This is a genomic window from Anoxybacillus sp. MB8, from assembly GCF_011006755.1.
Classification (GTDB): Bacteria; Bacillota; Bacilli; order Bacillales; family Anoxybacillaceae; genus Anoxybacillus; species Anoxybacillus gonensis.
Map to the genome: position 1 here is coordinate 1 of NZ_RXXX01000020.1, position 21,325 is coordinate 21,325.

31 protein-coding genes and 1 pseudogene are annotated in these 21,325 nt (G+C 43.1%); 18 read left to right on the forward strand and 14 right to left on the reverse strand.

The window, feature by feature from the left end; translation table 11 throughout:
- The first annotated feature begins 114 nt into the window (after positions 1 to 114).
- Positions 115 to 471, forward strand: coding sequence for a CotO family spore coat protein (locus tag EKC99_RS08535; RefSeq protein ID WP_009362161.1), 357 nt, complete (start codon positions 115 to 117; stop codon positions 469 to 471).
- On the opposite strand, the gene EKC99_RS08540 is transcribed toward EKC99_RS08535, so the two are convergent.
- The 4 genes from EKC99_RS08540 to EKC99_RS08555 are packed head-to-tail and all read right to left on the reverse strand — an operon-like array spanning position 455 to position 4,143.
- Positions 455 to 1,591 carry a glycosyltransferase family 4 protein gene (locus EKC99_RS08540; RefSeq protein WP_163151433.1) on the reverse strand — a complete coding sequence of 379 codons (1,137 nt, stop codon included), beginning with the start codon at positions 1,589 to 1,591 and terminating at the stop codon, positions 455 to 457. The two genes, EKC99_RS08535 and EKC99_RS08540, sit on opposite strands and share 17 nt — an antisense overlap.
- Entirely contained in the window at positions 1,591 to 2,535 is a 945-nt protein-coding gene (locus EKC99_RS08545) for an NAD-dependent epimerase/dehydratase family protein (RefSeq protein ID WP_075039704.1), read from the reverse strand. The genes EKC99_RS08540 and EKC99_RS08545 overlap by 1 nt, the downstream gene beginning before the upstream one ends.
- Positions 2,532 to 3,797, reverse strand: a complete 1,266-nt coding sequence (locus tag EKC99_RS08550; protein ID WP_075039705.1) for a UDP-glucose dehydrogenase family protein — start codon at positions 3,795 to 3,797, stop codon at positions 2,532 to 2,534. The genes EKC99_RS08545 and EKC99_RS08550 overlap by 4 nt, the downstream gene beginning before the upstream one ends.
- A 13-nt stretch (positions 3,798 to 3,810) precedes the next feature.
- On the reverse strand, positions 3,811 to 4,143 hold the full coding sequence (locus tag EKC99_RS08555) for a hypothetical protein (RefSeq protein ID WP_075039706.1): 333 nt from the start codon (positions 4,141 to 4,143) through the stop codon (positions 3,811 to 3,813).
- 110 nt (positions 4,144 to 4,253) lie between these two features.
- On the opposite strand from EKC99_RS08555, the gene EKC99_RS08560 reads away from it, so the two are divergent.
- Entirely contained in the window at positions 4,254 to 4,586 is a 333-nt protein-coding gene (locus EKC99_RS08560) for a DUF1360 domain-containing protein (RefSeq protein WP_075039707.1), read from the forward strand.
- Positions 4,587 to 4,606: 20 nt separating this feature from the next.
- Here the strand turns inward: EKC99_RS08560 and EKC99_RS08565 are convergent, their stop codons facing one another.
- Both EKC99_RS08565 and EKC99_RS08570 read right to left on the reverse strand, forming a co-directional pair.
- Complete coding sequence (locus EKC99_RS08565; protein ID WP_240468832.1) at positions 4,607 to 5,284, reverse strand: hypothetical protein; 678 nt, start codon at positions 5,282 to 5,284, stop codon at positions 4,607 to 4,609.
- A gap of 90 nt (positions 5,285 to 5,374) precedes the next feature.
- Positions 5,375 to 6,094 carry a BMQ_0737 family morphogenetic spore coat protein gene (locus EKC99_RS08570; RefSeq protein ID WP_075039709.1) on the reverse strand — a complete coding sequence of 240 codons (720 nt, stop codon included), beginning with the start codon at positions 6,092 to 6,094 and terminating at the stop codon, positions 5,375 to 5,377.
- A 155-nt stretch (positions 6,095 to 6,249) separates the two neighbouring features.
- On the opposite strand from EKC99_RS08570, the gene EKC99_RS08575 reads away from it, so the two are divergent.
- The 9 genes from EKC99_RS08575 to EKC99_RS08615 all read left to right on the forward strand — a co-directional run bounded on the left by EKC99_RS08575 (position 6,250) and on the right by EKC99_RS08615 (position 10,644).
- On the forward strand, positions 6,250 to 6,513 hold the full coding sequence (locus EKC99_RS08575; RefSeq protein WP_075039710.1) for a spore coat protein regulator protein YlbO: 264 nt from the start codon (positions 6,250 to 6,252) through the stop codon (positions 6,511 to 6,513).
- A 206-nt stretch (positions 6,514 to 6,719) separates the two neighbouring features.
- Positions 6,720 to 6,911, forward strand: coding sequence for a phage holin family protein (locus EKC99_RS08580; RefSeq protein ID WP_009362151.1), 192 nt, complete (start codon positions 6,720 to 6,722; stop codon positions 6,909 to 6,911).
- Between the two features lie 81 nt (positions 6,912 to 6,992).
- Entirely contained in the window at positions 6,993 to 7,196 is a 204-nt protein-coding gene (locus EKC99_RS08585; protein WP_042534447.1) for a DUF1657 domain-containing protein, read from the forward strand.
- A 58-nt stretch (positions 7,197 to 7,254) separates the two neighbouring features.
- On the forward strand, positions 7,255 to 7,710 hold the full coding sequence (locus EKC99_RS08590) for a YhcN/YlaJ family sporulation lipoprotein (RefSeq protein ID WP_163151435.1): 456 nt from the start codon (positions 7,255 to 7,257) through the stop codon (positions 7,708 to 7,710).
- Between the two features lie 12 nt (positions 7,711 to 7,722).
- A complete protein-coding gene (spoVAC, locus tag EKC99_RS08595; protein WP_163151437.1) occupies positions 7,723 to 8,205 on the forward strand; it encodes a stage V sporulation protein AC in 483 nt (160 codons plus the stop codon).
- The gene (gene spoVAD / locus EKC99_RS08600; protein ID WP_041638727.1) at positions 8,202 to 9,218 is read left to right on the forward strand and encodes a stage V sporulation protein AD; all 1,017 of its coding nucleotides are present in this window, start codon (positions 8,202 to 8,204) and stop codon (positions 9,216 to 9,218) included. Before spoVAC ends, spoVAD begins: the two co-directional genes overlap by 4 nt.
- Positions 9,215 to 9,571 (forward strand): stage V sporulation protein AE, encoded by a 357-nt coding sequence (spoVAE, locus tag EKC99_RS08605; protein ID WP_012575626.1) that lies wholly within the window; start codon positions 9,215 to 9,217, stop codon positions 9,569 to 9,571. The genes spoVAD and spoVAE overlap by 4 nt, the downstream gene beginning before the upstream one ends.
- A gap of 6 nt (positions 9,572 to 9,577) precedes the next feature.
- Positions 9,578 to 9,784, forward strand: coding sequence for a DUF1657 domain-containing protein (locus EKC99_RS08610; protein WP_163151439.1), 207 nt, complete (start codon positions 9,578 to 9,580; stop codon positions 9,782 to 9,784).
- Positions 9,785 to 9,786: 2 nt separating this feature from the next.
- Entirely contained in the window at positions 9,787 to 10,644 is an 858-nt protein-coding gene (locus tag EKC99_RS08615) for a DUF421 domain-containing protein (protein WP_136260473.1), read from the forward strand.
- A gap of 253 nt (positions 10,645 to 10,897) precedes the next feature.
- Here EKC99_RS08615 and EKC99_RS08620 read toward each other — a convergent pair whose 3' ends face one another.
- Positions 10,898 to 12,118, reverse strand: a complete 1,221-nt coding sequence (locus EKC99_RS08620) for a DNA-methyltransferase (RefSeq protein ID WP_163151441.1) — start codon at positions 12,116 to 12,118, stop codon at positions 10,898 to 10,900.
- Positions 12,119 to 12,121: 3 nt separating this feature from the next.
- Positions 12,122 to 12,760: an ApaLI family restriction endonuclease gene (locus EKC99_RS08625; RefSeq protein WP_163151443.1), complete on the reverse strand. Its 639-nt coding sequence runs from the start codon at positions 12,758 to 12,760 to the stop codon at positions 12,122 to 12,124.
- A 147-nt stretch (positions 12,761 to 12,907) separates the two neighbouring features.
- Here EKC99_RS08625 and EKC99_RS08630 point away from each other — a divergent pair.
- Positions 12,908 to 13,466 (forward strand): annotated as a pseudogene (locus EKC99_RS08630) (transposase family protein).
- Positions 13,467 to 13,713: 247 nt separating this feature from the next.
- Here the strand turns inward: EKC99_RS08630 and EKC99_RS08635 are convergent.
- Positions 13,714 to 14,034: a thioredoxin family protein gene (locus EKC99_RS08635; protein WP_163151445.1), complete on the reverse strand. Its 321-nt coding sequence runs from the start codon at positions 14,032 to 14,034 to the stop codon at positions 13,714 to 13,716.
- 88 nt (positions 14,035 to 14,122) lie between these two features.
- On the opposite strand from EKC99_RS08635, the gene EKC99_RS08640 reads away from it, so the two are divergent.
- From EKC99_RS08640 to spoVIF, 3 genes are all read left to right on the forward strand, one after another.
- Entirely contained in the window at positions 14,123 to 14,341 is a 219-nt protein-coding gene (locus EKC99_RS08640; protein ID WP_163151447.1) for a hypothetical protein, read from the forward strand.
- A 67-nt stretch (positions 14,342 to 14,408) separates the two neighbouring features.
- On the forward strand, positions 14,409 to 14,537 hold the full coding sequence (locus tag EKC99_RS08645; RefSeq protein WP_009362140.1) for a YjcZ family sporulation protein: 129 nt from the start codon (positions 14,409 to 14,411) through the stop codon (positions 14,535 to 14,537).
- An 88-nt stretch (positions 14,538 to 14,625) separates the two neighbouring features.
- A complete protein-coding gene (gene spoVIF / locus EKC99_RS08650) occupies positions 14,626 to 14,880 on the forward strand; it encodes a sporulation-specific transcription regulator SpoVIF (protein WP_009362139.1) in 255 nt (84 codons plus the stop codon).
- 17 nt (positions 14,881 to 14,897) lie between these two features.
- On the opposite strand, the gene EKC99_RS08655 is transcribed toward spoVIF, so the two are convergent.
- The gene (locus tag EKC99_RS08655; protein ID WP_163151449.1) at positions 14,898 to 17,021 is read right to left on the reverse strand and encodes an ATP-dependent helicase; all 2,124 of its coding nucleotides are present in this window, start codon (positions 17,019 to 17,021) and stop codon (positions 14,898 to 14,900) included.
- Between the two features lie 109 nt (positions 17,022 to 17,130).
- Between EKC99_RS08655 and EKC99_RS08660 the strand changes: the two genes are divergently transcribed.
- Positions 17,131 to 17,268 (forward strand): hypothetical protein, encoded by a 138-nt coding sequence (locus EKC99_RS08660; protein ID WP_163151451.1) that lies wholly within the window; start codon positions 17,131 to 17,133, stop codon positions 17,266 to 17,268.
- Here EKC99_RS08660 and EKC99_RS08665 read toward each other — a convergent pair.
- The 4 genes from EKC99_RS08665 to EKC99_RS08680 form a co-directional block, all read right to left on the reverse strand.
- Positions 17,265 to 17,942, reverse strand: a complete 678-nt coding sequence (locus EKC99_RS08665; RefSeq protein WP_009362136.1) for a DUF421 domain-containing protein — start codon at positions 17,940 to 17,942, stop codon at positions 17,265 to 17,267. The two genes, EKC99_RS08660 and EKC99_RS08665, sit on opposite strands and share 4 nt — an antisense overlap.
- 66 nt (positions 17,943 to 18,008) lie before the next feature.
- On the reverse strand, positions 18,009 to 18,434 hold the full coding sequence (locus EKC99_RS08670) for a GNAT family N-acetyltransferase (protein WP_163151453.1): 426 nt from the start codon (positions 18,432 to 18,434) through the stop codon (positions 18,009 to 18,011).
- A gap of 4 nt (positions 18,435 to 18,438) precedes the next feature.
- Positions 18,439 to 18,951 (reverse strand): YjcG family protein, encoded by a 513-nt coding sequence (locus tag EKC99_RS08675; protein ID WP_009362134.1) that lies wholly within the window; start codon positions 18,949 to 18,951, stop codon positions 18,439 to 18,441.
- Between the two features lie 60 nt (positions 18,952 to 19,011).
- Positions 19,012 to 19,704: an alpha/beta hydrolase gene (locus EKC99_RS08680; protein ID WP_163151455.1), complete on the reverse strand. Its 693-nt coding sequence runs from the start codon at positions 19,702 to 19,704 to the stop codon at positions 19,012 to 19,014.
- A 101-nt stretch (positions 19,705 to 19,805) separates the two neighbouring features.
- Here EKC99_RS08680 and EKC99_RS08685 point away from each other — a divergent pair, with 101 nt between their 5' ends.
- Entirely contained in the window at positions 19,806 to 20,321 is a 516-nt protein-coding gene (locus EKC99_RS08685) for a phosphatidylglycerophosphatase A family protein (RefSeq protein WP_009362761.1), read from the forward strand.
- 120 nt (positions 20,322 to 20,441) lie between these two features.
- Positions 20,442 to 21,317 carry an Rpn family recombination-promoting nuclease/putative transposase gene (locus EKC99_RS08690; RefSeq protein ID WP_163151457.1) on the forward strand — a complete coding sequence of 292 codons (876 nt, stop codon included), beginning with the start codon at positions 20,442 to 20,444 and terminating at the stop codon, positions 21,315 to 21,317.
- The last annotated feature ends 8 nt before the right edge of the window (positions 21,318 to 21,325 follow it).

Genomic DNA, 21,325 nt, shown 5'->3' on the forward strand with positions numbered 1-21,325 from the left:
AAAACAGCAGGGGTGGCAAGCTTTTTTTGTCGAAAACCGCATAAAATCAATAAAAACTTAGGGTATGTCTTTAAAACTTTTGACAATACCTTCGTAAAAAGGAGGGGTGTGGGAATGAAAAAACGTGTGGAAAATGCGCCGTTGTTGTATATTGTTCAGCCGAATTTAGGACCGAAAACGTGTTATATGCAACAGACGTTTCGAACGAGAAAAGAAAAGCCGTCGTATCCGCCGCCGTCATTTGCGAATTTTCGTGATATGAATACGGCTGAGCGCATTGAATTTTTAGCGACGCTTCCGAATGAACTTCGACCGGTGACGTGTGAATTGAAAACGAAAAATCGCACGTATGAAGGCATTGTTCAAACGTGCGATAAGAAAAAAGTCGTCTTTATCGTAAGCGATGAAGAAAAAACGATCACGATCCCGCTCGAACATATCGTATCGGTATCGCTTATTGGCAAATCTTAATATACACACGTTCCAGCTGCTCGGCTGTGTTTGCGAAGGAAAACATCGTTTCCGCTCGTTTTCGTCCTTCGTAAGCAAGTGCGAGCGCTTTTTCTTTATTCCCTAGCAATTCGCTGATCGCATGGGCGAATGCTTTTGGTGACGCATAGTCGTCAATGACAAGCCCGTTTTTGTTATGTTCGATCACTTCGCCATTTCCGCCGCGGTTTGTCGTAATGATTGGCATGCCTGCCGCCATCGCTTCGTAATGCACGCGGGCGAGCGGCTCGTGCCATTGCGAACTGCAAACGAACACATCGCCCATCGTGAATATGTGTGGAATATGTTCAGACGGGATGTAGTTTGTAAATTGAATGCGGTCGTTGTAAGGTTTCGCCAATTGATGAAGAAAGCGTACGTAATCGTTTGCCCGATTGTCGCTAAACCATTTCCCACCGACGATGACGAGCTTTGCGTTTCGATGTTCAGCTAATACGTGATTCATGCTTTCAATTAACACGTGTACCCCTTTTGTTTTGCTTAACCGCCCGATAAATAAAATAACGTCGTCTTTTTCAACAAAAAACCGTTGGCGCATATTGGTGCGCAGTTGTTTTCCTTCGTCTGTCCATGGCGGCATGTAGCGCGTTGCATCGACACCGGAGTAGACGACTTGAATACGATCGTTCGGGACATCGTATCGTGTTGTGACGGTGCGCTTCATATATTCACTGACGGTTGTGATGGCGTCCACTTCCGCGATGACTTGTTTTGCAACGTCTGGCGTCATTTTCATCGGTGAAAACATATCGTTATGCAAACTGGTGACGAAGCGGCTGTTTGGCGCGGCTTGTTTGTAAAACAGCACGTTTGCGGGACGGTTAAAGACGTGAATGACATGAAATGTTCGTTTTTTTAATTCATTTGCAATATGTTGTTCGTATCGTTCTTTTGGTACACGTACGTATTCAATGCCATCGCGTATTTCGTACATCGGAAGCGATGGGTCGGTAATGGAAAAAATGGTGAGCGAATGAGTTTCGGCAAAAAACGGGGCGATGCCATCAATCATGAGTTGAATGGCTCCCCCTTTTATTGCTGGAGACGGCAATTTTTCAGTACAAATCCATGCGATGCGCATTACGACCTCCCATAAAGCGAACGAATATATTCGACTTCACGACGCAATCCTTCTTGTAACGACACGTTCGGGGCGTAGGCAAGCATGTTTTCTGCTTTCGAAATGTCCGCCCATGTATGTTTCGGCTCGCCGATCGCTTGATTCACATATTGTTTTTTTGCTTGTTTTCCGATCAACGTTTCAAGCATCGCGATGACGTCGTTGACGGATGCGCGCTCTTTTCCGCCGATGTTGAACGTTTCGCCAATCGCTTTTTCATTGCCGAGAACAGCGAGCGTGCCGTTGACGCAATCGGAAATGTACGTAAAGTCGCGCGTTTGTGTGCCGTCTCCGAAAATCGTGATCGGCTCGTCAAACAACATTTGCCGAATAAAACGATGAAACGCCATATCGGGCCGTTGCCGTGGACCGTACACGGTAAAATAGCGCAAAATGGTGATCGGTACATGAAATGCGGATTCGTATATGCGGCATAAATGTTCTCCCGCAAGCTTCGTCATGCCGTATGGTGACAGAGGGGCAGGAGGTGTGTTTTCATGCACGCGCCCGTTCGTTTCACCGTATACAGATGACGTTGACGTATAAATGAACTGTTTTGGCCGATGTTGTTTACATGCTTCAAGCAACCGTTGCGTCGCTAATATGTTGTTTGTCGTATATAAATCAAACGATGTGCCCCAGCTTGTGCGCACGCCCGGCATGCCGGCAAAATGATAAATGACATCCACTTGTTGGACGATCTCGTCAAGCGGCAACGACAGCAAATCCCCTTCGATCCATGTGAAATGGTCATACGTGTTTAACGTTTCTACTGTTTTTTGTTTCATCGCTTTTGGCGTCGGACCGATCAAACAATCGATGCCAATGACGTGATGATGTGGCAACAATGCTTCACATACGTGCGAACCGATAAATCCAGCTGCTCCTGTGACGAGTATGTTCATCCGCGTCCCACCCCTATATAGTTTAGTCCTGCGTTCATGATCGCCTCACGAGGCAAGCTATTTCGTCCATCGATGATGACGTTTCCGTTCATCATTTGTTTCACATATGCCCAGTTTAATTGTTTATACTCATCCCAATCGGTCGCCACGACGAGCGCATCTGCTTGTGCGATCGCTTCTTCTAGCGTATTTGCTTGCTTTACATTGACATTGTGTAGCACAGCTTTCGGGTCATGAGCGATGACATTCGCCCCATGCGCATGCAGTTTTTTAATGAGTGAAACGGCAGGCGATTCGCGAATGTCATCTGTATTTGGCTTAAAGGCAATGCCGAGCACCGCAATCCGCTTTTTAGACATATGTCCGAGCGTACGCTTTATTTTTTGTACGTACCAGTTGAGCTGGGTATCGTTAATCGTTTTTGTCGCTTCTAACATGTACGGACGCACGTTTTGTTCATATGCCATTTGTTGTAGGGCGGCGACGTCTTTCGGAAAACAAGAGCCACCGTACCCGATGCCAGCTTGTAAAAAGTGCGGGCCGATTCTTCCGTCAAGTCCGATTCCTTTTGCGACATCGACAACGTCGACGCCGTACGCTTCACAAAGGCGGGCCATTTCGTTTATAAATGAAATTTTTGTTGCTAAGAAGGCGTTAGCAGCATATTTAATCATTTCGGCGCCGCTTAAACTCGTCACGACATATGGCGCGTGAATGCCCGCATATAACGCTTGCATAACGGAAAGTGAGCGATCATCATCGTGATGTAAACCGATGACGATGCGATCCGGATAAAGGGAATCAAAAATGGCGGACCCTTCGCGTAAAAACTCGGGGTTTGATACGACGTGGATATGTTTTCCTTCGTTTTTGAAATGGTTGTATATGCGTTCGTTCGTTCCGATTGGGACGGTGCTTTTTATAACAAGTGTTTGTTTTTCGTTTATGTGTGGGGTGAGATCGGCGATGGCACGGTTGACGTATGAAACGTCTGGCTTTCCTTTCGAATTAGCGGGAGTGCCGACGCAAATAAAAATAACATCTGCTTCTACATGTATTTGTTTATGATGAAAAAAAAGCCGACTTTGATGGTCGGTAAATAACTCGGCTAAGCCCGGCTCATAAATGGGAACGTCTCCGCGTTTTAAGGCGGCAATTTTTTGTTCATTTTCATCTACGCAATGAACGGTATGCCCAAGTTTTGCGAGAACAGCTGCCGTCGTTAATCCGACATAGCCAGCACCAATGATACAAACGTTCATCTTTTCACTTCCTTTATTCGTCTTCGTCGTCTGTTTTCGTCATTCCGATTGTCGTCGTTTGTTCTTGTGTTGCGGCGACGAGCGATTGTGTCGGCAACTCCACGGCAACGACGTCACGGCAGTGGATCGTCATGCGTTTTCCACCGTTTTCGTAAAATGGGTCGACGATGATGGTCAATGTTTTTGTGGCGGCGTCTAGTTGGACGAAGTGAGCATTGTAGTACGTCTCTTTGTTTGTGTGCACATGTAGTTCTGTTCCTTCGCTTACATTAGCTAGCGCGTCACACAACTGTTGCATATGACGATGTTTAGCTAAAAAATGTTTGCTGAAAAAAATGTTATACATCGTTTCACATCCTTTTTCGTTAGATCACTCATTGCATTATATGTGAAACAACAAAAAGGGGTACATTTTTTGCGACATGAGGCATAAAGTGAAGGGGAGGAGGAGAGAAGATGGACGTCTTTCACTTTTTTCTTTTATGTGTTGCATCGTTTCGTTTGACGCGGTTAATTGTATATGATCGGATTACGTCGTTTTTGCGGGCGCCGTTTCATGACGAGTTTGAACAAGATGGGGAAACGTATATTGTGATCAAAGGGACAGGAATAAGAAAATGGATCGGGGAGTTATTCAGTTGCCATTGGTGTACAGGGATATGGTGCGCAGCTGGGTTGTATGTCGGAACGGTTTATGCGCCAAGCATCTTTATGCCGCTCGTATCGGTATTAGCGATTGCAGGGGGAGCGGCGCTCATGGAAACAGTTGTCCAAAAATGGAGCGAATAAAAAAGCGGGCGAACGCCTGCTTATTTATTTACAACAATATAATTAGAAGATGATACCCCTTGTTTCAGTTGGCGAAAATAGACGAATGCTTCCACGACAACGGTTTGGATGATGCGCAATTCAAATGACGGAAAGCGCAGTTGTTCGTTCGGTAAAAGGGTTGTTTCGGCGATGGGCTTTAACCAATATTCTCCTTCTTTCATTTTTTCACGCCAATGTTCGACCGCGAACGTCCAGCCGCCTTCTTCTTGCGTTTGGCGGAATGAAAATTTTCCGCTTAGTTGCGCGTGATCGGGAGGGCGAAGACGAAGGCAAATAATCGGATCGTTAAGCGGTGTATTGCCGCTATTTTCGATGACGAAATCACCGATAATTGTCGCATCTTCCTCTTTTTGTTCTGGCATCATGACAGCGTACGTGAAATAAGCATAGGCGCGCACGACGTCTTGTTTGATTTCTTTTTTCCGCCGTTTTTCTTCCTCAAGCGCCACTTCGTAAAAAAGAAGTTGTTGTTTTAACTGTTCAATCGTTTGTTCATATTCGTCGAGTTGCTCCAGTTTTTTTTGCACATATTGATTGCGTAATTGCTCGCGCTTTAACTCTGTTTCGACAAGCTGTAATAGCTGTTTATATTTTGCCACTTCCGAGCGGTAATGAATAATTTTTTGTTGGAGTTGAATATGCTGGCTGTTCATCATGTACCTCCTTTCTTTATTTCATATATATGTAGCCATGAAAGGAAACATCAATAAAAAAAAGGCTGCTGAACGACAACAGCCTTTCATTCATTAATGTGCTGGGAATACTTCTGGGCATTGCGGTGGGAATTTGTCTGTTGGGCAAAGTGTTGCTTCTAAAATTTCTTCGCGCGGTTGGCAGAAGCGTGCTTCGACTTCGATTTTTACGTCTGCTTCCATTTGCACTTCTAAGCATAATGTAATCGATACATCAAGCTGTGAGAAGTTGTCAGTGCAAATTAAGCTTGCGTCACATTCGAAAAACGAAATGTGGCAGTCGAGCGTCGTTCCTTCTGGTGCGCATAAAATAAATGTTTGTGCTGTCGCAAACGGAATTGGGTTTGACTCGCAAACGACGTGGCCGTTCGCATTAACGACTTGCACGACGACGTGACCTTTCACAAGTGCTTTTACTTTTTGCAATGTGACTGTATCTCCGGATGGAAGTGTGACGTGCACTGGTTGACGGCCGTTTGGCTGTAAAATTTCTTGGCAAATGAGCGCGTTGTTGTCAACCGTTTGATCAATGCGGTTTCCTTCATCGTCTGTTAAAAAGCAGCGAATCGAGAAGTCGCCAGCGCTTAAGCCGTTAGACGCGAAAAAGTCACAAACCGTTTGCCCTTGGCGTGGACATTTGCTTTCAGGAAAGATCGTTTCCAAATCCCCATTTGAAAAACTACGCAACGGCACATCGACTTGACGAGTAACCCAGTCATACACTTTGCGTGTTTTAATACACACTTTTTCTTTACGCTCTTTATGATGCGTCATGCCTCGTTCCTCCTATTTCAGTTTTTCCCGTCGCATGTATCGGGACTACTGTATAGTATGAGAAAGGTAGGTAAGTGTGCAGGGATATGTGCGGAATTTTTTTGTCATAAATCGCGACGTTTTCGAATTGTTATGTAGTAGAAAGGAGGAGGGATATGCAAGAAATAGACGTATTGCGGGCAGAAAACGTGTTGTTAAAAGAATTGGCGGCGTTAAGCGAACAACGTTATGAAGAAATTAAACGATTAAGAAAAGAAAACGAGGAACTAAAAAAACAGCTAGAACAATTAACGAAACAGCTATTCGGGCAAGGGACGGATTCATGGTTTATGCATACCGTCAAACGCCAACAAGCGTTAAAACAAGGGATGCAACCGCCACTTTCGACGCCATTTTCATTTGCGCAAAAAAAGAAATAGGGAAAACGCATAGTCGTTCGCTCCATCTTTTTCATATGCTATTGTATCTTACATGTGTGGAGGGTTTGCTATGGAAAAGAAAAAACCGATTGTCCTCGGTGGAACACAAACAACGAAAGTATACACATCGTCACCTGCTCCTGTGAAAAAAACAGGCGGTTGCGGATGCGGAAAGAAATTAAAACAATAGCGGGGAGAGGAAAAAGATGGAGCGTTTTAAAAATTACGGGCTATGGTTAGCGATCGGTTCATTTATCCCGCTTTTATTACAGACGTTTGGCATTGATTTAGATTTAGGGAAATACGAGCAATTATGGAATGCGTTTTTAAGCATTTTAGTCATGGCAGGTATTTTAAATAATCCGTCGCTTGGGAACGGATTTCGCGATAAACGTTAGCTCCTTCGGGGGCTATTTTTTTTGTATAACTTTGTCGGATCAGCGCATGCTATGTAATGAAAAAACGAAGGAGGTTTTCATATGACTGTCGCAAGCTCTGTAAAGCAAACATTAGCGGGATTGAAATCAGCGCAGGCAAGTTTTGAAACGTTCGCCTTGCAAACGGAAAATGAAAAGGCAAAACAATTGTATCAACAAGCAGCGCAACAAACGCAAGCGATCGTCGATTTAATTGCTCCGCGCGTGCAAGAAATTGAACAAGAAGAGCCACAATATAAGCAATAAGTCATTTGGGTGTCCGATCGGGACGCCCTTTCGTTACATGAATAGAAAGGTGAACGCCATGAAAAAATGGTTTGTACTTATGAGTATGTTTTTTCTTATGAGTTGTGCGCATGAACAAAAAGAACAACAACAATCGCTTCAACAAGAAAACATCACAAACGTCAGCTATGACGGAAGCGCGAAACGAAGCGATCAACAACAGGCAAAACGGGCGGTTGACATGTTGAAAGAAAGGGAAGATGTAAAAGATGCGGTTGCCGTCGAAGCGAACGGACGGCTGCTTGTTGCGTATCAAGTGAAACATTTGCATCGCTTTCGCATGAAACAAATTGAAAAAGAGGTAGGAAAAGCGCTCAATGAACAGTTTCGCGAAAAAGTGATCGCATCGCACGATTTAAAAATTTTTTGGAAAACGAAAGCGTTAAAAGAAAAAATCGAAACGAAAAACATAAGCGAAAAAGAAATCGAAAAAGAAATGACAGTCATTCAAAAATTAAGTGAAGAACAAACGTAGCGAGGTGAGAGGATGGCGAACGAAAAACGAAAAAATTTAACGCCCGTCCAACAAGAGTATCATCAATTTGAACAAGCGCGTGAAACGAAGCGTCCGGTGTTGAAAAACTGTGTGCGCGCCTTTCTTGTCGGAGGTTTGATTTGTACCATCGGACAAGCCATTTCGTATTTTTACATGTATTTTTTCGACTTTACGGAAAAAACGGTCGGCAATCCGACGGTGGCGACGATGGTATTTATCGCTATGTTGTTAACCGGGTTTGGTGTGTACGACCGATTAGCGCAATTTGCAGGGGCAGGAAGCGCGGTGCCTGTCACCGGATTTGGCAACGCCGTCATTTCAGCGGCCATTGAACATCGGACGGAAGGGTTTGTGCTTGGCGTTGGGGGAAATATGTTTAAACTAGCCGGTTCCGTCATTTTGTTCGGCACGTTTTCTGCATTTGTCGTGGCGCTCATTAAAACGATTGCGGTGAAATGGGGTGGGCTCGGATGATGAAAGGGCATCGCACATGGGTGTTTGAAAACCGTCCGGTCATCGTCGCTACCGCAACGGTCGGTGGACCGTTTGAAGCGAACGGAAAGATTGCCGATGATTTTGACTTGTTGCATGAAGATCTTTGGCTTGGAGAAGATTCGTATGAAAAAGCGCATAAAGTGCTATTTGAAGAAGCGTTTTTTCAAGCGATGAAAAAAGCGCGCATCGAAAAAGAACAAGTGCAGTTTATTATTGCAGGAGATTTAATTAATCAAATGACCCCTTCAAGCTTTGCGGCCCGCACGCTCAGCACTCCGTATTTAGGCGTATTTGGCGCCTGCTCGACGTCGATGGAAGCGCTCGCTTTAAGTGCATTTATTGTCAATTACGGTGGGGCGAAGTACATATTAACGGGCGCCGCTAGCCATAACGCTGCGGTTGAAAAACAGTTTCGCTATCCGACCGAATACGGTGGGCAAAAGCCGCCGACGGCGCAATGGACGGTGACAGGGGCAGGAGTGGCGCTCGTCGGAAAAGAAGGAGATGGGCCGCGCATTACGTCGGCAACAATTGGGCGCGTCGTCGACATGGGATTAACCGACCCGTTTAATATGGGTGGGGCGATGGCACCAGCGGCGGTCGATACGATTGAGGCGCACGTTCGCGATATGGGAATCGATCCGTCGTATTACGACCTTATCGTTACAGGCGATTTAGGAAAAATCGGGCGCACCGTTTCCCTTGATTTGTTGCGAAAAAACGGGATGGAGCTTGAAGAAGAGCGGTATCAAGATTGCGGATTACTCATTTATCGAGAAGGGCAGCCGGTGTTGTCGGGAGGAAGCGGGGCAGGGTGTTCTGCGACGGTTGTGTATGGTCATTTGTTACATCGCATGAAGCGCGGAGAAATAAAACGGATGCTTGTCGTTGCGACAGGGGCGCTTTTATCACCGCTCACGTTTCAACAAGGGGAAACGATTCCGTGCATTGCGCATGCAGTAGCGATTGAGTATGGAGGCGATGATCGATGATGGCGATGTTTTTTTGGGCGTTTGTCGTCGGAGGGCTTATTTGCGTGATTGGACAAGTGATGTTTGATGTGTTCAAGTTGACGCCTGCCCATACGTTAAGCGCGCTCGTTGTTGCTGGAGCGATTTTAGACGGATTTGGGTTGTACGAGCCGCTTATTGATTTTGCAGGTGCAGGGGCAACGATTCCGATTACAAGTTTCGGGAATGCGCTCGTACACGGGGCGATGCAAGAGGCGGAAAAGCACGGCATCGTTGGGGTGTTGACGGGCATGTTTGAAGTGACGAGCGCCGGCATTTCTGCCGCCATCGTGTTCGGTTTTATCGGAGCATTATTATTTAAACCGAAAGGATAGATGGAGATGACGATTGGTTCACAAGTGAAACAAAGTTTAGCGAATATGAAAGCGATTCATGCGACGTTGCAAGAGCTTGCGCTTACTTCAACGAACGAGGAGGCGCAACGTACGTTTCATGAAGCGATGTTACAGACGGAACAAATGATTGCGGCATTAAAAGGACGCATCGCGACGCTTGAGCGCGAGGAGCCGCAATATAAGGGGATGTAAACATGCCAGCATGGTTAGAAGTGGCGATTCGTTCGATTTGCATTTTAATCGGTCTATTTGTCATTACAAAATTATTAGGAAAAAAGCAATTATCCAAATTGTCGTTTTTTGAATATATCGTCGGCATTACGATCGGGGATATCGCCGGATCGATGTCGATGGATTTAGATATTCGACTAACTGAAGGAATCACAAGCATTTTAATTTGGTCGCTTTTCCCTGTTGCTATTTCGATCATTTCGTTGCGAAGTAAAAAATTTCGCGACTTCGTCGAAGGCAACTCGACCGTATTTATTAAAGACGGAAAAATTTTAGAAGACAATTTGAAAAAAGAAAAATATACAGCCGACGAACTGCTTGAGCAACTGCGGAAAAAAGATGTGTTTCGCGTTGCCGATGTGGAATTTGCGACGCTTGAGGCAAACGGTGATTTAAGCATTTTGCTAAAGCGTGACAAACAGCCGCTGACGATTGGAGACGTACAATCATACGTTCCAGAGGAAAAAGAGCCACAAACGGTCATTATGGACGGCAAAATTTTAGACGAACCGCTTGCGACAGCCCGCCTAAACCGCGGATGGTTAAAGCAACAGCTCGATCAAATGGGGGTCGCTGTCGAAAACGTTTTTTTAGCGCAAGTCGATTCGTACGGTCAGCTTACTGTCGATTTGTATGACGACCGCATTCAAGTACCAGCGCCACAACAAAAACAACTATTGCTTGCATCGATGAAAAAAGCAGAAGCGGACTTTGAACTATTCGCCTTGCAAACAAACGATCCGAAAGCAAAACAAATGTATGAACAACAAGCGAAACAAATGCAACAACTTATTCAAAAACTACAACCGTTTTTAACTTAAGCCACGGCACGGACGTGGCTTTTTCGTGTGGGGGATATTTGAACATCGTTTCTTCGCATGTAAAAATATGCTGGGGTTGATTTTTGGTAATAATGTAAATTTTATAGAATTAAGGGTTATCCTCCTAAATCCGTGATGGATTGATATTGATTTTGATTTCGTAAAGGATTTTATAGATCTTTCATTCATAAAATCCTTTTTGTGATATTTGTGCTAGTTGAACGCTAGTGATCAACTAGCACCACGGGTTTATTTAATTCTGAAGTAACAATTCATTATCCTTACTATTTTTCCTAATCCATTCATTTATAACCAAATCATAGCTATCAATAACAATGAAATTGTCTTCTAAATCGTCATTCCGTATAAAATCAAAAAGACTTTCCTCATGTTTAGTTTTTATCAATATTTTCAAAATACAGTCCCTCTTTTTGCTTGCTTTAAGCAGCTTGTCCCTTGCTTCTTCAAAAGTTTCACTCTCTTTTTGTATCTTAATAGGAACCGGTTTACCTTGGTAATATTCTTTCAAGAATCCGTCAATTCCGCTATTTCTTTGAACTGGAATGGCATCCAAGCTATTTAAAATGGCTAATTCTTTTTCAGTTTTTGTTATATATTCTTTTTCACCTTTTTCAAGTAAAAATGATGACGTTTTAATTGGATTTTCTAACCTTTGTTTAGTAAGTTCAACTGCGTCCTTAGAAATATCAATTCCTATATATCTTCTGTTCAATAATTGTGCAGCTACTAAAGTTGTACCACTCCCGCAAAAAGGATCTAAAACTAGATCTCCCTCGTCAGTAGCAATTTTGATTATTTGTTCCAATAATAAAATAGGTTTTTGAGTAGGATAACCAATTCTTTCTTTTGCTTTTGGATTTAAAAACGGAATATTCCAAACATCAGATAAAGGAACGCCTTTCTTTTCTTTCCCAATCACAACTTTTCCGATTTCATTCACTTTATATACTACTTTGAAATTTTCATTTCTGACTCTTTCTTGGAGTATCTGGTCTACGTTTGTGGTCGGTGAATAATCAGTATAAATTGTGTTAAATTTAAAATTTTTTGTTTTGCTATAAAAATAAATGTTTTGATGATTATTTAATAATCCAACTTTCGAATTAGACCATCTTTTATAGCTCCATATTATTTCACTTTGAAAGTTCTCCATTCCAAACACTTCGTCTAATGCAACTCTTAAATAATGTGATGCTGCTTTGTCACAATGTAAAAATATTGAACCAGTCGGTTTTAATACCCTTCTACATTCAATTAAACGTAGCTTAATATAATCAATATACTCATTTATGGAATCCCAACAATCATCAAATGAATATTCTTTAGAGTTATCCCGTGTTTTCAATTTCTGTTTCTTTTGTGTAAAAAAAGGAGGGTCTAAATATATTAGGTCAACACTTTCATCTTTAATATTCTTAAGTTGTTCTAAACAATCTCCTAACAAAACGGTCATACTTCATTTGCCTCCTCTTTTTGTGTTATCTTCCGCTATCCTTTCGAGAATTTGTTTTAAATTCACATCAGTAGTATCTTCAATATATTGCCAAGCAGAATCACCATAATAATAGTAACCATTTACCCCCATATACAATGTTTCAAGCGTTTTTTGGATTTTTATTGCCTGTTCTCTGTTCGGATAATAAAACATAATACGAATTGGAACAAATCCAGCATTTTTAATAACTTGGATTCTTGTATGCTCCTTAGTAATATGGTCACCATCTGTTGTTGCATCTCGCCATTTGATTTCATAGGCATTATTATTTACTAAGCAGTCAATTTCAAATGTTTTGGGACGTTTCCCAATAGTATTGGGTATTTTAACTTTTTTTAAAGCATTTTCTCCAAATTTGTGTTCGAAACATAAAAGGGCAGCTTCTTCAAGAAATGAACCAGCATATTTGTAAAGAAAACGCCCTTTATTTTGATAAATATCTATTAATTCACCTTCCTGAACTGTGACTTTTAACACTTGATAAAGCAGATAGTGAGATTTATCATCATTTTTCATGTCTTCCACTCGTTTTTGCACTTTTTGATTAAGTTTATATGCGTAAGTCTCCGCTAAATTAGCTATCGTTTGTTCAATAGACATAATATTTTCTCCCCTTCCATGTCAACCGATGTAACTAACTTATAATTTTACTATACTCGTGGTGCAGGATAAACTGGAGCAATCGTAAAAAATAGCTCTTGCTAGTGGAATGAAAGTGCCAACAAACATTTGGAAGGAGAACACCCCATGCAAGAGCATTCTCATTTTTCTACAGATCGATCAAGATTTAAGGGCAATATACTTCTATTTTCTTTTCTGTGTCTGACCAACCGTCATCGATTCAGAAGTACCTGCAGCTCCGTAATCGTCATTTGGTCAAAAAGGAAGACGCCGTGGTTGTCGCGATTCGTCTTTTAGGAAAGTTGCTCGGGTTTACATCCGAACATGCATGGCATCGCTTTGTTATGGGGAGATTGTTCACAAATGGCTCGTTTCTTGAACGTTCTTAGTACAACTGTCGCTACCGAGCGTTGCACTTTGTGATTCAATGTATTCATTATCAGTAGCGATTTGCAAAAAAGTTGCATGAAGCGTACCAAATTGCATTTTGGGCTCTATCTTTCAAACAACTATCCGAAGCATGTGGGAAGAAAAACGTAAAGCAATCGAGGGGGTGTTTTCCGTCCTCGTTGATCAGTATCTCATTACAGAGATTCGTGGCAATTCGATTGCGGTAGGTGAGGTAACAATAGACGGCATCCTGTTTGTGTATTCACTTGTAATATTTGTGCTAGTTGAACGCTAGTGCTCAACTAGCACCACGAGTGTATATTAATGAAGTTTAAGCTGAATCCGTGATAAAAACACGTGCAAACTGCCGAGAGAGCTCAATAAATCAACAAATATTGCACTTCACCCAATAGGTGAATATGCAAAAATGAGCTAAAACCTCGATATGATGGGATTTTTTTGTACTTATGAGAAGAAACTGTCACGGATTCAGGGTTTAATATAAATTTCTAGTATTTAATAAATAACACTAACATCCTTTGTTAGCTTTTAATTGTTTGAAGAAACTCCTCGACTTGTTCGCGCGTTTTGGCATTGGCGCTATGTAAGTGAGCGATTTTTTCCCCGTTTTGGAATACAAGTAAGCTTGGAATGCCCATGACGTTGTACGTTTCTGCGATGTCTGGCACATCGTCGCGATTGATGTCATACCATGTAAATTGTGGATAACTAGCGATCACTTCGCCGATAAATTGATCCATGCGCACGCAATCTGGGCACCATGTTGTAAAAAATTTAACGACAACCGGCGTGCTTGAGGCGATCGCCTGTTCAAATTGTTGTGCGTTTTGTAGTCGTTCCATATGACACGTCCTTTCTTTTCATTTCGTCTTTTATTTTAGCACACGTTTCTGTTTTTTACGTATGAAAAAGCAAAGGGGGGAAGAGGCGATGAACAAATTCGAAAAAGAACTGCAATCATATGCGCGAGCAAAACATGAAAAGCACGATGCGCTTATGAAGGCGTTTGAAACGTGGGGAAAAGACATGGAAGCGACGTTAAATAAATTAGAAAAAATAAATGATGCCCTATTTCAACAGTTTCAAGCGAACATGAGCGATGCCGAGGCGTTTTTTGCGAAAAAGTGCATGTTTCATCATTTTCGCTAAAGCGCCCATACCAAATGAAATTCGGTGCATATGATGTAAGCGAAAACGTTGAAGGAGGTGGAGTCTCATGGGCTTCGGATATTGCGGATATGGTTACGGTGGTTACGGCTACGGCGGCGGATACGGTTCAACATTCGTGTTAATCGTTGTGTTGTTCATCTTATTGATTATTGTTGGTGCAGCGTTCGTTCACTAAGAAGAGGCGTTCCAAAGGATCACACCTTTGGAACGTTTTTTTTTGTTTTTCATATGCTGAAAAAGAAAAATGAAGGAGGCGGAGGAAGATGGATCAACACTTTTTTAAAAATATTGAAAAGAAAACGGGCGTGAATATGCAAGATATTTTTGCGCTCGCCAATTCATTACAAAACGCCAATTTTAAAGACGAAAAAACGGTGCGCGGCATCGTCAAACGCGTCGCACAAATTGCGAATCGCAACGTGCCAAAAGAATTGGAAGATAAAATTGTGCAATCGATCGTCAACAACGGAAAACAAATCGATTTTAACACGATTGCGAACATGTTAAATAAAAAATAACGAAAAAGCGAAAAGTCTTATACGAGGCTTTTCGCTTTTATTTCGAGAAAAGAAAGCAAGCGGGAAGTGTTTGCTTTTTTTAAGCGGCGCATGGACGGAACGGAAATAAAGAGGCGCTCTTTTGCGCGTGTGATCGCAACGTAAAGAAGGCGGCGCTCTTCTTCAAGCGGAGCGACATCCCCATTTCGATACGCCTCAAGCGCATAATCGTGCGGCAACAGTCCGTCTACTGCTCCAATAATATATACGATTGGAAACTCTAACCCTTTCGAGCGATGAATCGTCATGAGTTGAATGCCGTCGTCGCACGTTTTGCTCGCATACGTTTTGACGCGCTCGACGTGAGAAAGAAACGCTTGAATCGTCTTAAATTTTCGCGCGACGACTTTCATGTCGCGCACATCATCTGATCCTCTTTCGATCGCATTTCCTTCGTTTCCGCGCTTTTTTAAAAAGTCGCCAAAGCCCATGTCTTTTTCGATGAAGTCGATCGCTTCGAGCGGTTTCATTTCTTTCACTTTCGCAAAGAGCGGAGCGATCGCGCGCAATTTTTGTTGTTGAAACGGTGGAATGCCGTCGAGTTTGGCGAGCGCTTCGACGAGCGAACAGTCTTGTAAAATCGAGATCGCTTTGATATCGTTGATGACCGTCTGTTTTAAAAACAATACAGTGACGACATCAGCAAGCGCCTGTTCGTCGTTCGGATTGATGCTTAATTGAAAAAAGCTTAATAAGTAGCGCACGATGCGACGATTGTAAAACGAGTCCGCATCTGTTGTAACAGGTAAACGAAGTTGTGAAAGCCGTTCAAAGACGGCGCGTCCTGAAGCGTTTGTCCGGCATAAAATCGCAATATCGCTCGGTTTTGCGCCTTCTTGTAGCCGTTCGACGATGTCGCATGCGATCATCGTCGCTTCTTCTTCTTCATCGTACGGAAAAAAACAGATCGGCATATGTCCGCTATCTGTTTGGGCGTTCATTTGTTTCGGAATGCGCGTGCGACTTTTCGAAATAATGCGATTAGCAAGCGAGACGATCGGATGCGGCGAGCGATAGTTTTCCGTTAGCTTCACAATTGTTGTATTTGGAAAATCTTTTTGAAACTCGTGAATAAACGATGAATCTGAACCGCGAAACGCATAAATCGCTTGGTCGTCATCGCCAACTGCGCAAATGTGATGCGTATGTGAGGCGAGCAGTTTCATCGTTTCGTATTGCACGTTGTTAATGTCTTGAAATTCATCGATGAGAAAATAATGAAACCGTTCGTGATATTGTTTCAATCGTTTTTCATCTGTTCGCAACATGTCATAGCACGCATATAACATATCATCAAAATCAAATACATCGAGCTGCCGTTTTTTTTCTTCATATTGCACGTACAACTGTACGACGCGCTCGTCCCATTCGTTTTCAATGGCGATATGATCGAGCGAGGTAAGCGTATTTTTCCAATACGAAATGCGCTGCATCGCTTCATCATACGGAAAATCGCGTTCATCGATGCCGATGTCGCGACCGATTTCTTTCATCATCCGTTCTTTTTGCCAGTCGCGAATGAGCCGCTCATGACGCCAACGAAACGGATCGGCATGTTGTAGCATGCGATAAAATAAGCTATGAAACGTTCCGATAGTCGGCAACGCATCAAGGTTGTATGCATGAAGTCTTTCCGTCAGTTCTTTTGCGGCTTTTGTCGTAAAGGTGACGATCATCATGTTTGCCGCTTTGATGTGATGAGTTGCCATCATCGCAGCGGCGCGCGTCGTTAACGTGCGCGTCTTTCCGCTGCCAGCCCCCGCAAGCACAAGAAGGGGGCCTTCGATGCGGCGAACGGCTTCATACTGCTCGGCATCAAGCGACACGCCACATACGGTCATTTGTTTTTTTTCTTTCGCTTGAAACGGTTCGGTTGGCTGAATGGCGATGATATTGGCTCGTTTTCGTTCTTCTCGAATGCAAGGGTCAGAAACATGATAAAAGTGCGGGGCATGTTCAATCGCTAAATGAAAGCGAACGACTCCACCGCACATCGGACACGTCCATTTGTTTCGTAAACTTTGTTCATACACGAGCTCATATTTTTCTCGCGCTAACGTATGAATATCAAATAGCTTGCCGTTATATCGTGCTTTATTCATCGGTCAAACTCCTTCGTCTAACGTCAACGTCTATGTTAACAAATCATACAATAAGAGAAAAGGAGTTTTTTTATGGGTGGCGAATAAATAGACAAAGGAGGCGATTTGTATGCACATCCCACCGATTCGTCCAAACCCGCTTCATGTTCCGCGCGTGACAAACATCCAACGAGCAACAAACGACAAAAAAGAACAAACGGCACAAAAGAAAAAACGACCTCAAGATCGTTCCATGAAAAAACGCTAATATGCTTGGACGTGCATCCCTTTTCCGTCTTGCCATTCGGCGTATAAAATATCGTTATAGTTTTCAAAACCAGCGTGGCGAATATGTTTTTTTAACCATTGTTCGTCCCAACCGTTCTCTTGTAAATTGTCCCAAATGACTTCCCCGTCGATAATGACCGTCACAGGCAATGTCGCTTCCGATGCAGACATGTGATGATCTTGCCGCGTCGGCTGCTCGAACGGGGCTTTTTTCATGACGCTCACTGTGCCGTCTGTTTCTAAAATGGCGTATTCCACTTCGCGAACGGAAAAGACGTTGCGGGCGCGAAGCAAATGTTGCAGTTGGTTTAGATCGAGCTTCGTTTGTTTTAACGCTTCATACAAAATTTTTCCTTTCGAAATGACAATGACCGGTTTTCCTTCTAACAATTCACGAAGTTCTTTTTTCTTTTGTGTAATCATCTCCGTCGTGTAAATGAGCAGTCCCCATAGTCCAATCGCAAACAATACTTTCGAGAGTCCGACTTTTGCATCGTATAAACCGTTGCCGACAAGTTCCCCGAGAACGAGGGCAGAAATAAAGTCAAACGGCGTAATTTGCGTAATTTGTGTTCGCCCAAGTATTTTCGCCATAATAAATAAGGCGATATAACCGACAACTAATTCGACCGCAATTTGTCCAAATTCGTTCATAACGATATCCTTTCGTATGTAGCTTCTTTTGTTAGTATGTCGAGTGTAAAAAAAAACATGCGACCGTTATGATCGCATGTTTTTGACCATCGTCACATGTGGAATGCCCGCGTCCAGAAAGACGTCGGATACTGTTTCGTAGCCGAGCTGTTTGTAAAACGGTTCGGCATGTGTTTGGGCGTTTAGTTTCACCTTTGTGACGTGTTGTGAAGCATATTGTTCGATCGCTTCCATGATCCGTTTGCCGATGCCGCGTCCGCGATATGCGGGAAGGACGCAAATGCGTTCGATTTTCCCGACGTCATCGATTATACGAAAACGTCCTGCGGCAATCGGTTGATCGTCATCGTATATGACGAAATGAACAGATTCACGCTCGAATGCGTCAATTTCTTCTTCTTCCGGTACCCCTTGTTCGTCAATAAAGACGGCGCGGCGAACAAAAAGGGCATCGTGCCAAAGCGCTTCGTCTTGTCCTCGTTTGACGTACATGTTGTTATTCCTTTCCAAGATGAAATGTTTCGTATGCTGACCACGATCCGTTTTCAAGTTGATATAGTAAATGGAAGCGGTCGACTTGTTCTTCAAAGTAGACAGACTGCATCTTGAAGCGGCCGAATACGTCCGAATATTCGTCGTTTGACAAGTCGCGTGCGATCGTAATATGCGGCACGAACGCATAGTCTGTTTGTTCAACAAACGGCGGACGATGCAATTTTTCATGCAGCTGAGCGAGTGGCTCTGTTTTTTCCACTTTTAAATAAATGACGTTATTGACCGGATAAAACGAACTAAATTTTGTGACGCGCAACGGAAACGGTTCTGTTTCGCGCGCGACGTCGCGAAGTTGTTGAACGAGCTCATTGAGCTTGTCTTCTTCCACGTCAAACGCATATTTTAGCGTAATATGTGGCGGAATGAGGGCGTAATGAGAGTCGTACCGTTTGCGATACGAATTCGCAAAATCTTGAATTTTTTTTGATGGAAAAATCGCGATACCACATTTCATGCGACCTTCCTCCTTTCGTCATTATACTTATATATTATAACAAATTTTCGGAAAATACTGTTACATTTCAATCACTTTTTTTAATCCGATCGGCAAATTTGGTTGCCAGTATGTCCAAGAATGGTCGCCGTCAAACTCGTGGTAATGATAGCGAACTTGTTTTGTTTGAAGAACGTGAGCAAGTGCACGATTCGGTTCAATGAAGTTGCGCACCATCCCGTCTGTCGTTTTCACATCTGTCTCTTGTTTGCCGACGGAATGATAAAGCGCAAGCAAATGCCAGTCCGTAAATGATTGCACGTGCGCCATCACATCATCGTTCACATATGGCGACTGCATGACAACTTTGCCAAACGTATGTGGATATGTCATCGCAGTCAGAAGCGAAACGGTGCCTGCGAGCGAATCGCCAACGAGAATGCGCGTTGCACCCATTTGATATGTCGAAAAATGCTCATCAACGAGCGGCGCCAGTTCGTTCGCAAGAAAGCGCATGTATGCTTCCCGTTTTTTTCCGTTCGGATGATATTTCTCATAGCGATCTGACACGTTGCGATACGGCACGCCGATGACGACAGCGCGTATGCCAAGCTCATCGATGACGCGTGCGATTTTTCCGAACATAAAATAATCTTGTCCATCTTGTGCGATGATGACGAGATGTTTATAAAGCGGCGTGACAGGTTTAGAGCAATATACAGGTAACGATAGTTCCTCGTCTAAATGTTGGCTGTGAAGTGTTAACTCTTGCATGTTCTCCCATCCTTTTTCGACGTTGTTCTTTCTTATCGTACCACATTTCTGCATTTTTTGTCGTTGCGTGATATAATGAGAGAACGAGAGGAGGATGAGGAATGAAGCGCGTATCTAGTCAAGAAGTGTATGAAAGAACGTTGCAACTATTAACAGAACGTGGTGTGACGATTCCAGCGATTGCTGAGATTGTATATGAAATGCAAAGTCCGTACAATAAAAATTTAACGATGGCAGAATGTATTGAAAGCGTAGAAAAAGTGTTACAAAAACGCGAAGTACAACATGCGATTTTAGTTGGGATTGAGCTTGATAAACTTGCAGAAAACGGCATGTTGTCACAGCCGCTTCAAACGATTGTCGAAACGGATGAAGGGCTGTTTGGCGTCGATGAAACGTTGGCATTAGGAGCGGTGCTCGGATACGGTAGCATTGCAGTGACAACGTTTGGACATCTGGACAAAAATAAAGTAGGAATCATTAAACAGCTTGATACGAAACGTGGCAAAGGTGTGCATACGTTTTTAGACGACTTAGTCGCAAGCGTTGCCGCAAGCGCCTCTGGTCGCCTTGCGCACAACTTGCGCGATGAGGAAGAAGCCGCATTAAATGCGTAAAAGAAGCCGTAAATCCGTATGGGTTTACGGCTTTTTTGAAGAGATGTGAACATCACATGCAGGAAAATAGTCGATGTTGTCGAATAAAAACATCGAAACGATTGTATGCGAGGTGACTATATGTCCATTGACCACGATCGTCTGTTTAAACAGTTGATCCAAACGTTTTTTGAGGAATTTATTGCTCTCTTTTTCCCAGCGATGCATGAGCATATCGATTTTCGCCACGTCTCGTTTTTATCGGAGGAACTGTTTACCGATGTGACGGCAGGGGAGAAGTACCGTGTTGATTTGCTTGTCGAAACGAAGTTAAAAGGCGAAGACGGGCTTGTGATTGTGCATATTGAAAACCAAAGCTACGTTCAACCATCATTTCCAGAACGAATGTTTATTTATTTTAGCCGTTTGTTTGAAAAGTACCGCAAACCCATCGTACCTATTGCTGTATTTAGCTACGATACGATCCGCGACGAACCATCGACATTTACCCTCCAATTTCCTTTTGGCCACGTGCTAGACTTTCGTTTCTTCACTGTCGAATTGCGCAAACAAAACTGGCGAAATTACGTTCGAAATGATAACCCTATTGCCGCTGCACTGCTAAGCAAAATGGGATATACTGAAAGTGAACGAGTAGAACTGAAAAAACAATTTTTACGCATGCTTGTCCGATTGGAATTAGATGAAGCGAAACAACGATTATTGTTTGGCTTTTTTGAAACATATGTAAAATTATCCGATGAAGAAGAACGAAGACTACGAAGCGAGGTGAATGAAATGGAGACGAAAGAAAAAGACAAAGTGATGGAATTAATTATTTCGTATGAACAAAAGGCGTTAGAAAAGGGAAGAGAAGAAGGAGTGGAGCAAGGAATAAAACAAGGAATGAAGCGTCTTGTACAAACGATGGCGAAAAAAGGGATGAGCGTAAAAGATATTGCAAACGTTACGGATCTTTCGGAAGAAGAAGTAAAGCAGTTCGTAGAGAAAGAATGAGTGGGAAG